Source organism: Clostridium prolinivorans (assembly GCF_004011155.1).
Classification (GTDB): Bacteria; Bacillota; Clostridia; order Clostridiales; family Clostridiaceae; genus Clostridium_AT; species Clostridium_AT prolinivorans.
The window spans coordinates 1-14,902 of record NZ_RJWG01000026.1; the positions used below are offsets into that span (position 1 = coordinate 1).

Sequence of the window (14,902 nt, forward strand, 5' to 3'; positions counted from 1 at the left end):
TGAGCAAAAGCATAAGCATTACAGCCGTCTTTACCTTAGAAAAAAGACAGGCTGTTTTTTATTTTAGAGGTTCGAATCAATAGAATTCTTCGCTTATGGATGAGGAAGAAAATTATTTTTAGAAAATCCTCAACTAATGTATTCTACCAAGGCTATAAGGTGAGAGGAAAAATAATCCCCATTAGCTTCCAAGTTAAAAATTAATGAGGCACATAGCTAAGGGGTTAATAATTTCGGCTATTAGTAGAGGAAAGCAATTCACAGAAATATTTGTTCCTGTACTCAAACTGCAGGCTTGTGTCTTGTGCATGATGAGAGGAAATTGCCTTAAAAATACTCTGTGGATTTGCCTTTCTCATGGACAATCAATGAAAGCATAGTTTTTCTCTCACTGCTCCTTGACAACTGAATACCCCGAAATGCAAGAGATACTTCAAGCAGAATATGCCATGACGATAATTCCGAGCGTATTCCTTGAAAGATAACGAGGTTGTGTCAAACAAGGCAAACCCTCTGGAACAGTAGTGTTTCGGGTCATTTATAAAAGGCAAGGAGGTGAAGTAACTGAAAACACAATATGATAACTTGCCACAGATACTTAAAAGTAAGCCACAGTTTTGCTGTTGGAAATATGAAGAGCGAAGTGGTAGAAAAACCAAAGTTCCCTATAACCCGATAACAGGAAAAAGGGCAAAACCAAATCAACGTGGTACATTTAAAGATTTTAGTTCGGCGGTAGCTGCTATAAGTGATTATGACGGTATCGGATTTTTGGTGGGTAATGACATATGTGTTATCGACTTAGATGATTGCTTTGATAGCAGCGGTAAGCTTAAGCCTATTTCCCAAAGTGTTGTAGACGCTTTTAGTGGTTGCTATATGGAACACAGTCCATCTGGGAAAGGGTTGCATATTTTCTTTAAGGCCACTGACTATGACTTTGACAAAACAAAATACTATATCAATAACAGAAAGCTGGGAGTTGAGGTTTATGTGGCTGGAGCAACAAATCGTTTTGTTACCGTAACAGGCAATGTATTTGTAGATGGTGATATATCGGAGAAATCGAATGAACTACAGATGATACTAGACAAGTATATGTTGTGTCCTACCCCTGTGAAGCAACTACTGGATACAGAAAGCCGATCCTATCTGTCTGACAAGTCTGTTATTGAGAAGGCATTAAAATCAGCAAATGGAGAAAAATTCAAAGCATTATGGCAAGGAGATACGTCAGGCTATGCTTCTTCAAGTGAAGCTGATTTGGCACTTTGCGGTATGCTGGCATTTTGGTGTGGCAGGGATATTGGACAGATGGACAGACTTTTCCGAAAAAGCGGCCTAATGCGGGATAAATGGAATAGACCACAGTCCGGTAGTACTTATGGAATGATAACCATAGAAAAAGCTATCGCAAATGCTACTGAAATATACAAACCAGGTGGTAAGCGTTTATCAGCTGCAGAAGATTTTGGTGAATGTTCTCTTACTGGCTTTAAGCCTGAGAGTAACAATCGCTACCCTTGGACGGATATTGGAGCAAGCAGGTTGTTTGCTGATTATTATAAACCTTTTGCCCGCTATGTTCCTGAAAGGAAAATGTGGTTTTGCTATGAGAATGGCATTTGGATTCCTGATGTCGGTAATCTCAAAGTGATGGAAATGTGTAAATCATTGGCTAACCAACTGCTAACCTATGCTTTGACTATTCAGGATGAACATCAAAGAAAGGCATACATTGACTATTGCAGAAAGTGGCAGTCAAGAAGATACCGAGAAACGGTTCTTAAGGATGCACAGAACGTATATCCCATATCAATGGCTGAATTTGACCAAGACCCGCTTATGCTCAATTGTGCTAATGGAACATTGTTTTTATTTTCTATGGATTTTCGTCCCCACAACAGCGAGGACAGACTCACAAAGATATCTGGTGTTAAGTATGATCCAGAAGCAAAAAGCGAGCGATGGGATAGATTTATTCATGAGATTATGAGCGGAGATGAGGAAAAGGCAAAATTCCTCCAAAAAGCCTTTGGCTACAGTATCAGCGGAGACACTCGGTATGAATGCCTGTTTGTTCTCTATGGTGCTACAACTCGAAACGGTAAAGGTACGCTATGTGAGAGCGTTCTTAAGGTATTAGGTAGTTATGGCTGTACCGCAAGGCCGGAGACTATCAGTCTGAAAAAGAACAATAACAGTTCAAGTCCCAGTGAAGATATTGCCCGGCTTGCAGGAGTACGCTTTGTGAATATCTCCGAACCTAGCAGAGGACTTGTCCTAAATGCTGCACAGGTAAAAAGCATGACGGGTGGTGACACCATCAACGCAAGGTTTCTACATGAGAATTCTTTTGACTTTTCGCCAAAGTTTAAGCTGTATATCAACACCAATTATCTGCCCGTTATTACGGATATGACGCTGTTTTCCAGTGGCAGAGTGGTGATTATCCCTTTTGAACGACACTTTGATGAAAGCGAGCAGGATAAAAACCTAAAACGTGAATTCGCCAAAGCGAAGAATCAGAGCGCTATCCTCAACTGGCTAATTGAAGGCTATCAGTTGTTAAAGAAGGAAGGCTTGACTTTACCTGATTCTGTTAAGACAGCAACGGAGGCTTATAAACGTGACAGCGATAAAATAGCATTATTTTTCGAGGATGCCTTGGAGGAAAGTCCTAACAGTGAGGTGCGGACATCCGAAGTGTATGCCCGGTATCAGCGGTGGTGTAGTGCCAATGGATGTTATTCGGAGAATGCAAGAAACTTTAAACAAGCATTAACAGCTATTGCCCGTGTAGAACGGAAACGACCACGTTCTGGTGGTGGAATGACCACAATGCTTATCGGATATAAGCTGACTGAAGAAGAATTTCTTCTTATTTAAACACATTGTAGCAGCTTGTAGCAAGTAAAACAGGTTATATGAAAAAACGCTCTCGTATAGAGAGTTTAGTTTTTACCTGCTACATCTTGCTACAAAGCTTAAAAACATTGATATTACAGGCTTTCACCCCATGTGTTCAACATAGAAAGAAAGGACGCAGAACATGATTAAAAATAGACTTTCCAAATCCTATAACCCTAGCGATTTTGATACAGAGCATTATGAAGGAATGTTTATACTACCACAGGCAAAAGGCTCTCCAGTAATTATTCAACGTAGTAAAAATGCAGACCCTCCGCACTGGTGTATCGTGCATGGATATTCCAGCAGTGTCTATTACAGCTATAAAGAAGTGATAGATTATTGCACAAAGCAAGGATGGCTTTAGTTTCTATCCCCATAGGGGAGGTCAAATCTCCACACCTGTTTATTTGTGTAACGGGCGTGGGGCAACGCGTAAAAAAACGCAGTTTCAAACGTGGTATATACCCCACAATCAATTTTAATTTAGGAGGTAAAGGATTATGGCAACATCAACAACTTATAATAGAGCGTTTTGGAATGTTATGAAAGGAAAAGAAGAAAATAATCAAAATCTAAGCGAGGGCTTTGATAATGCAGGAGCCTATGTCGCACCAGATGAGTTCAGAGAAGGCTTTAACACTGCTTTGGCAAAGGTGAATATATTCCGCAGATTTGCTACTGTTATCAATCTATCTTCTGCAGAAGGTAAAATTCAAGCGGTATCCTCAACGGGTACAGCAGATTGGGTTGAAGACGGAGATCCAATCCCCGAAAGTGCCGATACATTTACACAGTTTCTGGTGAAATCATACAAGCTGGCATCTCTTGTCAAGCTAAACCGCTCTCTAACAGCATGTCCAACCGCTACTGTCTGTTCACGGACAGGCTTCTGGGACTGGTGGGAGGATTCATTTGGCTTGTCGCTAACTCTACCGGACCAATGGGAAATCCTGCCTCTCTTTTCCCATTCTTGCTGAAAGAAGTGGGGTTCTTGACCTCTTTCATCTATAAAGTACTTTGCCAGTTTAAGATATTTTTCTTCCCCTGTAGCCTTATATAATTTAATCAGGGCAAGCTCTATTTCCTGGTGACCGTCATAGCCCCTTAGTTTTCCGGGTTCAGTGCCAAATACTGAATCAATATGGTCTGCAAAACGGCACATTATATTAAGTAGCTTTTTCTTACCTGTGCCATAATAATAGGCCACAGCAGCTTCCATCATATGGCCGGCACAATATAACTCGTGACATTCCTGGAGGTTAGTCCATCTTTTTTCAGGGGCCTTTATGGTAAAGAAGGTGTTTAGATAGCCATCAGGCTGTTGGGCCTTTTCTATCAAGTCTATGGTTTTATCTGCAAGGGCCTCCAGGTCAGGATCGGGATTAATGGCCAAGCTATATCCCACAGCTTCCAGCCACTTGGCCACGTCGCTGTCCTGAAAGACCATGCCGCCAAACTCACCCTTTTCTTCTCCGGCTGCAATGCGGAAGTTTCTTATGGCATAGCTTGGGGCAGCATCCGGCACATTGTCATTAAGGGCTTCCCATTGATAGGGGATTACAACCTCCCTCACAAGCCTTTGGTAGTCTGACCAGAATTTATCATCAATATTTACATTTTTCAAAGAAACCGGCTTTGAATACATGAGTTTGTCCACTTTAATTCCTCCCTAACACATCTTATATACTTATGTTATAATGTTTTCATATGACCAACAACAGCTGAAAAAGTAGATTAGGTGGTGAAATCCGACATGGATTATTTGAAGACTAATATATCAGAACCTCTAAATTTTGTGGCCTGTGGGAATTTTATCTCTGAAGAAAATTGGTCCCACATGAAAAGAATCAACGACAACTTTGAAATAATCATTGGCATAAACGGCACTGCCTACATACAGCAGGACCATGAAAAATATGAGGTTACACCAGGGAAAGTGCTGCTATTGTTTCCTGGTCGTGTTCATAAGGGATATTCACCTTCCCGTGCGGGAACCTCTTTTTATTGGATGCACTTTTTATGTAAGGATGAGTACAGCATCCTTCAGGAGAAAGAAGCCTTGATAGAGCTGGCCCCACTGCAGACAAACCCCTATTTCAGCAAGGTGCATGAAAGCATGTCTATCCCAACTTTTTTCTCCCTGGAAAATCCGGAAAAGGTAATTATCCTATTCAGGCAGCTCCTTCATATAACCCAGTCCGGTTATTACAGCAAATTGGCGGCTGACTACCTATCTACTCTTATAATGATAGAGCTGACCCAGCAGGTTATTGATAATACCTTTAAAGCTGCAGAGGGAGCAGACATTAACAATAAGAAGTTCATTAACATACTGGAATGGATTCGCCTTAACCTGCAAAAGGACTTATCTGTTAAGGAAATAGCTGAAAGGTTTAACTTCAATGAGGACTACCTCACACGATTGTTTAAAAAACACCTTGGGGTGAGCACCTTAAAGTATATAAACGGCATGAGGGTGGCAAAAGCCAAAGAGCTGCTGACCCAATCGGAAGCCAGCATTAAGGAGATTGCTTATTCCTGCGGCTTTAAGGATGAGAAATACTTTATGAAGCTTTTCAAGGACTATGAAAACTTGACTCCAACAGAATTTAGAAATGCCTATTATAGGACTTACATAAACAATGTTTGATGGGACAGAGGGACGGAGTTTTCGTCCCACAAAAAATGGGACGAAAACTCCGTCCCTTTGTCTCTTTATTTCATAAAGCTATTTACAAATATAATAATTTTGTTCATAATACCATTAGTATAAACTTTTAGATAAAATATGTAAAAGGAGAAGACGTAATGAGGAAATATGACTTGCCGACTTATGAGCAGCTTAAAGACCTGTATGAGGCAGCGGTCGCATTTAAAAAGGCCAAACCCTGGAATAATCCATTGGTGCCTGAGCTTATATGTGTGGAAAATCCAGAGGATAAAACCATAGGCTATTGTTCAATCATGGGCCATGGTGGCGACCATTTTGGCCTGGGGTTTTTCTTGGGGATTCAGGTATCCACGGCTATAATGAATTAGCTCAGAAGGGAGATCTGATACCAAGTCATCAAATACTACATTATCAGAATTGCATCATGTGTTCCTTTGAAGACAGGGTGCTTTTGACCAGCGAAGATAGAAAGCAAATAAAAGAGATGGGCTTGTCTTTTCGCGGTAAAAATGCTTGGCCTGTGTTTAGGAGGTTTGAACCGGGCTATGTCCCATGGTATATAAATAGTGAGGAATGTGTCTTTTTAACCCATGCCCTTAGGCAGGTCCTTGCTGTTATAGATACTGTGGAACCGGCAAAACTAGAAGGGCTTCTAAATGAAGGGAAGACCATTTTAAGATACAGCAATTTAAAAAATGGCGCCCTGGAGTGGAAGAATAAGGAGATGCAACTACCCTATCCGGAGCTTGTATACGATCCGGTAGAAATTGATGATGAAGTTCTTTTATATAGGATAAAAAAGTCAGGAAAGAGGAGCAGTGTTTCCCTGCAGATAGATGTGTGCTACACACCCTATCCTGTGCGGGAGAGCAGGTCGGAAAGAGGATACTTTCCAAGACTTTTCGTCATTGCAGACAAAAATAATGGACTCATCGTGGATGTGGATGTATATGACGATATGGATGAGGATGCTAATGTTACACTTAACAAATTGATTAATCTGTGCCTTAGCAATGGAGTGCCTAAAGAGATACAGGTCAGAGATAATAAGATGGTGGCAATACTGCAGGACTTCTGCCAAAAGGCCGGTATTAATCTAAAGAAGGTCAATCAGCTTAGGAATATTGATGATATGATAACTGAAATGGCAAACAGGGCAATGTTTTGAAATGGAGTGAATGAATTATGAAGAAAAAAGTATCAATTTTTCTCTTGGCGGTTATTTTTATCCTAACCACTTTAATAATTCCCACTAATCAAAATAGTAATCAGGTACATGCCGCCGGTACCATGAAGGTCGGTGACTATGTCCTATTTGGTAAGTATCTGGGCAAGCCCATACTTTGGAGGGTAATTAATATAGAAAATGGGTCACCCTTGCTATTTTCGGAGAAAATAATATCCATAAAGGCCTATGATGCGGCTGAAAGCGGTAAGTATTACCGAACAGGCAGTAATCCATATACTACAGATGAAGCAAGACAAAAATACGGCAGCAACCAGTGGGAAAACTCAAACATAAGAGAATGGCTCAACAGCAGCGATGCCAAGGTTAAATACACAACCCAGCCACCCACAAAGGCAGCAGTAAGTCAAAATGCCTATGATGCTGAACCGGGCTTTTTAAGTAACTTTACCGAGGCGGAAAGAAATGCCATCAAGCCTGTAACCCATAAAGCAATTTTAGCTGACATAGACAAGGGTAAGAAGACCGGCGGAAGTGAAAAGCACATATATAATGAGAATATGATAACCAGTCTGGAAAACTATGATGTTTCCTACTACAAAAATGTGACCGACAAGGTTTATCTTCTGGATATTAAGGAACTCTATGATTATGTATATAAGAGGGGATATGAATATATTAAGAAGCCTACAAAGGAAGCCGTTGAACAAAGCGAGTACAAGTATAAGATTCTAGACCCCAATAATTACTGGTACTACTGGCTGAGACTGCCCTGTGCACTGCAGTCAAGCTATGTGAGACATGTGGACAGCGATAACTTTGTTTACAGCAGTAATGCAAATTACTACAGCGGGGGAATTGCTCCGGCCCTAAATTTGAAATCTGCTAGCTACATATCCGGTAAGGGAACCATAGATGATCCATATATACCTACGGCATCAAAGGATTCAATTAAACCAGGTGATTATGTGAAGTATGTTCCATCAACTCCGGCAAAGCCAAATACGGCTTCTAACACGCCGGCCAATAGAGCTGCCACCATGCAGGTGGGTGACTATGTACAGTTTGGGTCTTATTTGGGCAAGCCTATACTTTGGAGGGTAATCAACCTAGACAGCAATGGGCTCCCCATGTTGTTCTCAGAGAGGATCTTGGCCCTAAAATCCTATGATGCCTCGGAGAGCGGGTGGAATGGACATACTCGTAAAGGAAGTACAAGTCCAAGCACCCCCCAGGAATTCCGGGAGGCATACGGCAGCAACAACTGGATAACTTCAAATATACGTGAATGGTTAAACAGCAGCGATAAGAAGGTAAAGTATTCAACCCAGGCTCCTAACAGCAAGGCGGTTCACACTAACCCCTATGCAGACGAACCGGGCTTTTTAAGTAACTTTACCCAAGCTGAGTTAAATCTTATCCTGCCGGTAACCCATAAGACAATCCTTTCAGACCTGGATAAGCACATGAGGGATGGGGGAACAGTGAAGGATCATGTGTACAATGAGAACATCGGAGATTGGGTTCAAAATTACGATGATGTCTACTATAAAAATGTGACAGACAAGGTTTATTTACTGGATATAAAGGAACTTTATGAATATGTATATAAAAGAGACTTCGATTATGTGAAAAAACCAACCCAGCAGGCTGTAGACAACAGTAAGTTTAAGCAAAGTGACCTAAACACCAACAACTATTGGTATTACTGGCTCAGGGTTGCTTGTACTGATGATGCCATCGGGGTTAGACATCAGGACAGTGACGGCTTTATCTACAGCAGTAATGCAAGCTACTACAGCGGCGGTATTGTACCGGCCTTAAATTTAAAGTCCGGAACCTATAAGTCCGGAAAGGGAACTATTGATGACCCCTATATACCGGATGAGGGCAAAATTGATAATGCCTTGTATGCAAAGGCCTATGCAGCAGTTCAAAATGCAAAGAGTACCAAAACACAAAAGTCCATCAATGCTGCCAGAGCAGCCATAGAAGCCTTAAAGGGAACCAGTGCTCACTGGGCTATCGGCATATTCTCAGCTCAAGTAGATACAGTGCAGCAGCCAATACTGGCCAAGGTAAACAGTGCCGTAACTAAGGCGAAAAATACTATGAGGCAAGCAGACATCGATGCCATCAGAACTGCCATGGACCCGGATCTACCGGATAAGTTGAAGAATAACTATCTAGCTACTTTACAGGAGTTACAGGAAAGTCTTGTGGGCAAGGCTATTGAGGCCCACAATAAGGCAGTACAATCCGGATCCTATGCGGATAAATCTGTAGCCCAAGCCCTATTTGCAGACCTTGAGAAGGCTGTGGACCCGGCAGTTGCAGCATGGGCCAAAAACGCTAAGAACCAAACGGGCATCATGCAACAAGTGGTGACCATAAAGGATAAAAACTTGGAAAAAGCCATAAGAAATGCCCTAAACAAACCAACCGGAGACTTATACAAGAGTGAACTTCAAAGCATGACTAGCCTCAATGGAACAGGTATGTCCATCACAGACCTAAGCAGTCTAAAGTACCTGACCAATTTGACAGACCTTAGGTTGGATAACAATAAAATCAGTGATATCAGTATTTTGAAGGAACTGAAAAACCTAAAATATCTTTCACTAAGCAATAACAATATCAGTGACATAACTCCTTTACAGGGCCTAACCAATTTGAACAAGCTCTTCTTAAACTTCAATAAGATCACTGATATAAGTGCAGTTAAGAACTTGACCAACCTAACCTGGTTCTATGTGGAAGGGAACCAAATCAAAAATATCAGTGTCCTTCATGGATTGACTAAGCTTACAAACCTGAACCTATACAATAATGAGATCAGAAATTTAGATATAATAGCACTGAAAAAGGCCCTGCCTAAGTGTAGTTTTTACAATCAGTAGGGACAAAGGGACGTTGTTGCTGTCCCAGGGACAGCAACAACGTCCCTTTGTCCCTTTTACCTTTTCGGAATAGTAAGGGTGGCACAGGTGCCCCTTCCCTTAGTGCTGTTGTATCTCAGCCCATACTCAGACCCATAGTATAGCTGGACGCGATGGTGGACATTGTGGATGCCGTAGCCGGGGCTTTCCGAGGTCAAGATGGCCTCACACTGGTCTTCTGTCATGCCGCATCCGTTGTCCATAACTTTAAAGATAAGACGGTCCTCCTCCTGATAGCAGGATATTGTAAGTACTCCTCTGTCAGGAGTTTCTTTATGGTCAATGCCATGGAGGATTGCATTTTCCACAATGGGCTGCAAGAGCAGATTGGGCATGGTGTAGGAATACATGGATTCATCTATGTCATAAACAATGTCAAAGGAGTCGGAATGCATCATCTTTTGAATTTCTGCATAGGACCGGGTGTTTTGGAGTTCATCCTTCACGGATATCAAGTTCTTCCCCTTGTTCAAGGTTGTGCGGTAGAAGGTAGACAGCAATTGGGCCATCTGGCTTATATCCTCCTGGCCTGTCATAATGGCCTTCCCGTTTATCAAGGACAGGCTGTTATATAAAAAGTGGGGATTGATCTGGGCCTGCAGGGCCTTCATCTCATACTCCTGCAGGGCAATTTTACTGCGCAGGACCTCATCTATCAAATACTTTAACCGCTCCACCATGTGGCTGAAGGCCTGAATCAAATGGCCGATTTCATCAGATGAAGTCTGCTTTACGGTAATGGTCAAGTCTCCCTGCTCAATGAGTTTCATATTGTTGTGCAGGGCCCTCAGGGGCCTAACTATCACCTTGGAGGACATTACACAGGCTAAAAGAATTATGAGGAGACTGAGAAAAACGATGCACACCACTATAAAGGTAATATTATTTGCCGGGGCAGATACTATCTCAACGGGCCGGTAGAGATAGGCGGTCCAAGCTACCGATGATAGTCCGGTACTTTCAACCACATATTTTGAGGTCCTGCCTTTGTTCAGCGATGACCCTTGCAATTCCTGTGGAGTTAACCTGTAGTTTTCCTTGGCATTGGGGAAATTGGCATATTGAAAAACTGCGTTACCTGCATTATCAAGCAGGGCAATGCCATAGGATTCATCAAAAGGACCCTTTATGGTATTAAATAGACCGTTGTAATTTATAGACATACAAATAATATTGGTATAGTTTGAATGCCTGTAATATAACTTGCACACCAATAGGAGCCTACGGTTGTTTTCAGAAAATACAAAAAAAGGTGTATTGGAATTCTCTGCTGATCCATACCAGGGGGCTTCCTTGATATCGGAAAGAGGCCGCAAAATGTCCCCATGGGGATGGATGGAATTATCGGTGTATATAGTTATGGAGTCTATGGTACCGTTAAGGGTTCTAAGGGTGTGAAACATGGGGTCAATTACATCCCTATAGGTAAGGTACATGTCGTAGTTGTTGCTATAGTTTTTGGAAAGACTGTAACGCATACTTTCATTCCACACAATGAGGTTCATGGCAGCCAAGTAAGATTCCAACTTATAGTCTAAAGTTTTAGCTTCCTGGTTCAGGGATTCTCTTAGGGCCCTGTATTCACGCTCTATGAGCAGCTGACGCATTTGCCCATAAGAAAAAGTGCCCAGCAAAATGATTGGGATTAAACCCACGCCCAGACTTATGAGGAGGATCTTCTTGCGGAAACTGAGATTTTTTATAAAGGTCTTCATACGCTTCATTGAATTTTACCCCTGTTCTGTCTGTATTTATCCGGTGTAAGCCCAAACTCCTCTTGAAAGCACTTGCAAAAGTAGGACACATTATAATAACCAACGGAGGGGCCAATGTCTGTAATCTTCATATTGGTGGTCAGGAGCAGGTCTTTAGCCTTGTCCATCCTCACATTTTTAATGTACTTATTTAGGCTGATGCCCGTTGCATGGATAAAGGCGCTGCTGAGGTACTTAGGACTTAAGAATACCGTATCCGCCAGCAGATTAAGGCTCAGGTCCTCCTTGTAATGGGCATGGATATATTGTTTTACTAGGTGGATGGCATGCTTTGGAGAATTCTCTTCCTCCTTCATTTGGTCCATGACCTTATTTAGATATTCTTCTATCAATTTTCTGATATGGGAAAAATGTTTGTAGGAGTAAACCTCTTCCGCAGCTTGCTTAAAATCTTCTTTGCCGGCGCCGGGAAGGGCATCAATCAAAATTGAAAGTACGGTAGTGCAAAGATAGCGGACATAAATATGGGAGGCCTTTAGGGAACCCTTGTACTTTTCCAGCAGCAGGTTAACATTCTTGGCCAGCCCTTCCGGATTCTTTTCTTTAATAGCTTGTTCAATATTTTTCAGGAGAAGGTTGTCCTCTTCATCTGAAACTTTATCTTCATAACTCAAACCGGCATTGTTCATATTCTTACTTTTACTAAAAAAGTATTCTTTTATATATTTCTCTGATTCTGCCCTGGCAGCCTCTCTGGCTATGATGGTATCCAATATTTCCCCGATGGATTTTTTAAATTCCTCAGGATTCACCGGCTTTAGGATGTAATTAACAGCATGCAAAGATAGGGCAGTCTTAACATATTCGAAATCGTCATAACCACTGAAAAAGAGAATTTCAATATCCGGGTTTATGGTTTTAGCCTTTGCTGCAACCTCAGTACCGTTGAGAAAGGGCATCTTTATATCTGTAATAAGAATATCCACCGGCTCTTCCATTAAAATGTTTACCGCTTCTTTACCGTTAGAAGCCTGAAGAACATCAAATTCAAAACCATATTTGTTAAGCAGGAACTGAATCACATCCCGTTCATCCTTTTCGTCATCTGCAATTAAGAGTCTGTACATATCACTTGCTCCTTTCGATGGCTTCTTATTATTACCGCTTTAATTACATTTACAGTATAGCACCTTATGAAACCCTTAACAATTGACCAAAAGCAGGATATAGAAAAAGTGATATAAATGTGGAATTTCTTTTATTTACGATGGACCTAAGGGAATAGTATACTTAGGTTAAGCTGATCAGTGGCCATTGAAAAGGTTTTATAGTATTTAAAACTTGGGATTTATATATTTATGGAGGGTTAAGCATGAAGAGAAGAGCTTTATTAAAGCATATAGGAGCTGCTATGCTGGCAGTTTCCATGACAGTTTCCATGGCAGCCTGCGGTGGAAAGGATACAGGTAAAGAGCCTGAAAAAACAGGCAACGAAACATCACAAAACGGCAGTGCTGCCGGGGAAGAAGATGGTCCACTAAGTCCATACAAGGAAGAAATTACAATTACTATGGGCAGGCAGACCTTGCAAAATCCAAAGCTGCCTGATGGAGACACCTACGAAAACAATGCCTATACTCGTTGGGTAAAGTCCGTGCTGAACATAAAAATTGAGGACGAATTTGAGGCCAACGGTGACGATTATAATAGACTGGTATCTTTGGCCATATCCGCTGCTGAATTACCGGATATGATGAAGGTATCAACCTTAGATGAATTAAGAGAGCTATATAAGAACGACTTGATAGAAGACTTGACTGAGGTATATAACACCTATGCCAGCGATTACCTTAAAAAGGTATATGATTCCTATGACGGACGTGCCTTAAAAAATGTGACCTTTGACGGTAAGATAATGGCTCTTCCTGGCACTAACGGGGACCCAGGTCCAAGCGAAGTATGGATCCGCAGTGACTGGGCAGAAAAGCTGGGACTAAAGATAGACGAAGACGGTGACAAGTGCATTACTATAAGTGAACTAGAAGCCATAGCAAAGGAATTCATGGCTAAGAATCCAGGAAATGCCGACAACGTTGTAGGTATGGCCTTTGCACCTTGGCTAACTTCCAGTGACCCGGACGGTACTTACAGCATAAACTCCATTGCCTATGCTTACGGGGCTTATCCAAAGACTTGGTTAAATGTTGATGGCAAGGTTGTTTACGGTTCTACAACACAGGAGACTAAGGAAGCTATGAAAAAAGTGGCTGAATGGTTTAAGTCCGGTCTTGTAGATCCACAATTGGGTGTGAGAACCTGGGACGACATCACAGCCCTGCTGGCTAACGGCCAAACCGGTATTACCTTTGGTACATGGCATATTCCGGACTGGCTCCTAAGCAATGTCCGTGCCATAGACAGCAAGGCAACCTTTGAATGCTATGCCATTGAAGATAGCAATGGTAAGGTTAATGTAAAGCATAACGATGCCACCGGAGGATATATCGTAGTTAGAAAAGGCTATGAACATCCGGAAGCTGCCATCAAGATTGCAAACTTATTCTATGATGTGATGATGAACTCCAAGACACTTGAGACAGACTATCCTGAAGTAGCTAAATACCTAAAAGACGGTGTTGACGGGTCCGTTAGACCTTTCAATATAGAAGTTAACCCCTACACCTCAATGCTGGATGACTATTCCGATATCGAAAGAGGGGTAAAGGGCGAAATTGCCATAGAAGATGTAAGAACAACAGAATCTAAGAATGTTATACAAAATGTAAAGAAGTATATGGAAGATCCTGCAAAGGCAGATGTTACTGATTGGTCTAAGTTCCACTCTCGTATGAAGGGGATAGAATTAATTCAGACCCTAACAGAAAAGGGTACCTTTAATTGGCTGACACCGGTGTTCCCACAAACTACACCAACTATGGAAACCAACTGGGGTAACCTTGGAAAGTTAGAAGAAGAAATCTTCATCAAGATGGCCATTGGGGCAGTGGATGTGGAAGAAGGCTTTAACAAGTTCGTTAAGGATTGGTACTCAATGGGTGGAGAGCAGATCATAGCCGAAATAGAAGAACAGCTTAAATAAGCATAGATTAGTAGAAACAGCCATGTCTCAAAAAATAAGAGGATGGCTGTTTTCAACAGAGTGGAGGGATCGTAATGACAAGTATGACGCAGCGCAGGAAAAGACAAACCGAATTTAAGTATCATCTTATGATGATGCCCGGTCTATTCTTTCTCATAGTATTCAGCTATATTCCAATGGTGGGAATTATAATGGCCTTCCAGAATTTCGTTCCGGCAAAAGGCCTGAGGGGTTCGGAATTTGTTGGCCTTAAACACTTTTCTTATATGTTACAACTTCCCGACATAGGAAAGGTAATTGGAAATACCTTGACCATAGCCTTAGGGAAAATCCTCCTTGGAACCTTTATGGCCATTGCTTTTTCAATTCTTTTAAATG

The 14,902-nt window shown here is 41.7% G+C and carries 9 protein-coding genes and 3 pseudogenes; 9 read left to right on the forward strand and 3 right to left on the reverse strand.

Features of this window, described 5'->3' with window-relative positions:
- Positions 1-585: 585 nt before the first annotated feature.
- The 3 genes from EGD97_RS11830 to EGD97_RS12815 all read left to right on the forward strand — a co-directional run bounded on the left by EGD97_RS11830 (position 586) and on the right by EGD97_RS12815 (position 3,890).
- A complete protein-coding gene (locus EGD97_RS11830) occupies positions 586-2,889 on the forward strand; it encodes a phage/plasmid primase, P4 family (protein ID WP_127837515.1) in 2,304 nt (767 codons plus the stop codon).
- A 229-nt stretch (positions 2,890-3,118) separates the two neighbouring features.
- Complete coding sequence (locus EGD97_RS12470) at positions 3,119-3,277, forward strand: hypothetical protein (protein WP_164850217.1); 159 nt, start codon at positions 3,119-3,121, stop codon at positions 3,275-3,277.
- Between the two features lie 178 nt (positions 3,278-3,455).
- Positions 3,456-3,890, forward strand: a complete 435-nt coding sequence (locus tag EGD97_RS12815) for a phage major capsid protein (RefSeq protein ID WP_407643156.1) — start codon at positions 3,456-3,458, stop codon at positions 3,888-3,890.
- On the opposite strand, the pseudogene EGD97_RS11840 reads toward EGD97_RS12815, so the two are convergent.
- Positions 3,779-4,558, reverse strand: a pseudogene (locus tag EGD97_RS11840) (glycoside hydrolase family 127 protein); the annotation flags it as partial. The gene EGD97_RS12815 and the pseudogene EGD97_RS11840 overlap by 112 nt on opposite strands.
- Before the next feature lie 108 nt (positions 4,559-4,666).
- Between EGD97_RS11840 and EGD97_RS11845 the strand changes: the two are divergent.
- From EGD97_RS11845 to EGD97_RS11860, 4 genes and pseudogenes are all read left to right on the forward strand, one after another.
- Positions 4,667-5,563: a helix-turn-helix domain-containing protein gene (locus EGD97_RS11845; RefSeq protein ID WP_127837516.1), complete on the forward strand. Its 897-nt coding sequence runs from the start codon at positions 4,667-4,669 to the stop codon at positions 5,561-5,563.
- A 158-nt stretch (positions 5,564-5,721) separates the two neighbouring features.
- Positions 5,722-6,194: pseudogene (locus tag EGD97_RS12835) on the forward strand (DUF7309 domain-containing protein); the annotation flags it as partial.
- A 114-nt stretch (positions 6,195-6,308) separates the two neighbouring features.
- Positions 6,309-6,752, forward strand: coding sequence for a DUF6930 domain-containing protein (locus EGD97_RS12840; protein WP_456064399.1), 444 nt, complete (start codon positions 6,309-6,311; stop codon positions 6,750-6,752).
- A 17-nt stretch (positions 6,753-6,769) separates the two neighbouring features.
- Positions 6,770-9,670 (forward strand): DUF6273 domain-containing protein, encoded by a 2,901-nt coding sequence (locus EGD97_RS11860; RefSeq protein ID WP_127837519.1) that lies wholly within the window; start codon positions 6,770-6,772, stop codon positions 9,668-9,670.
- 56 nt (positions 9,671-9,726) lie between these two features.
- Here EGD97_RS11860 and EGD97_RS11865 read toward each other — a convergent pair whose 3' ends face one another.
- Together EGD97_RS11865 and EGD97_RS11870 are read right to left on the reverse strand one after the other, a co-directional pair.
- Entirely contained in the window at positions 9,727-11,433 is a 1,707-nt protein-coding gene (locus EGD97_RS11865; RefSeq protein WP_127837520.1) for a cache domain-containing sensor histidine kinase, read from the reverse strand.
- The gene (locus EGD97_RS11870; RefSeq protein ID WP_127837521.1) at positions 11,430-12,551 is read right to left on the reverse strand and encodes a response regulator transcription factor; all 1,122 of its coding nucleotides are present in this window, start codon (positions 12,549-12,551) and stop codon (positions 11,430-11,432) included. The genes EGD97_RS11865 and EGD97_RS11870 overlap by 4 nt, the downstream gene beginning before the upstream one ends.
- 245 nt (positions 12,552-12,796) lie before the next feature.
- Here EGD97_RS11870 and EGD97_RS11875 point away from each other — a divergent pair, with 245 nt between their 5' ends.
- Together EGD97_RS11875 and EGD97_RS11880 are read left to right on the forward strand one after the other, a co-directional pair.
- Positions 12,797-14,524, forward strand: a complete 1,728-nt coding sequence (locus tag EGD97_RS11875) for a type 2 periplasmic-binding domain-containing protein (protein WP_127837522.1) — start codon at positions 12,797-12,799, stop codon at positions 14,522-14,524.
- A gap of 74 nt (positions 14,525-14,598) precedes the next feature.
- Positions 14,599-14,902 (forward strand): annotated as a pseudogene (locus EGD97_RS11880) (sugar ABC transporter permease); the annotation flags it as partial.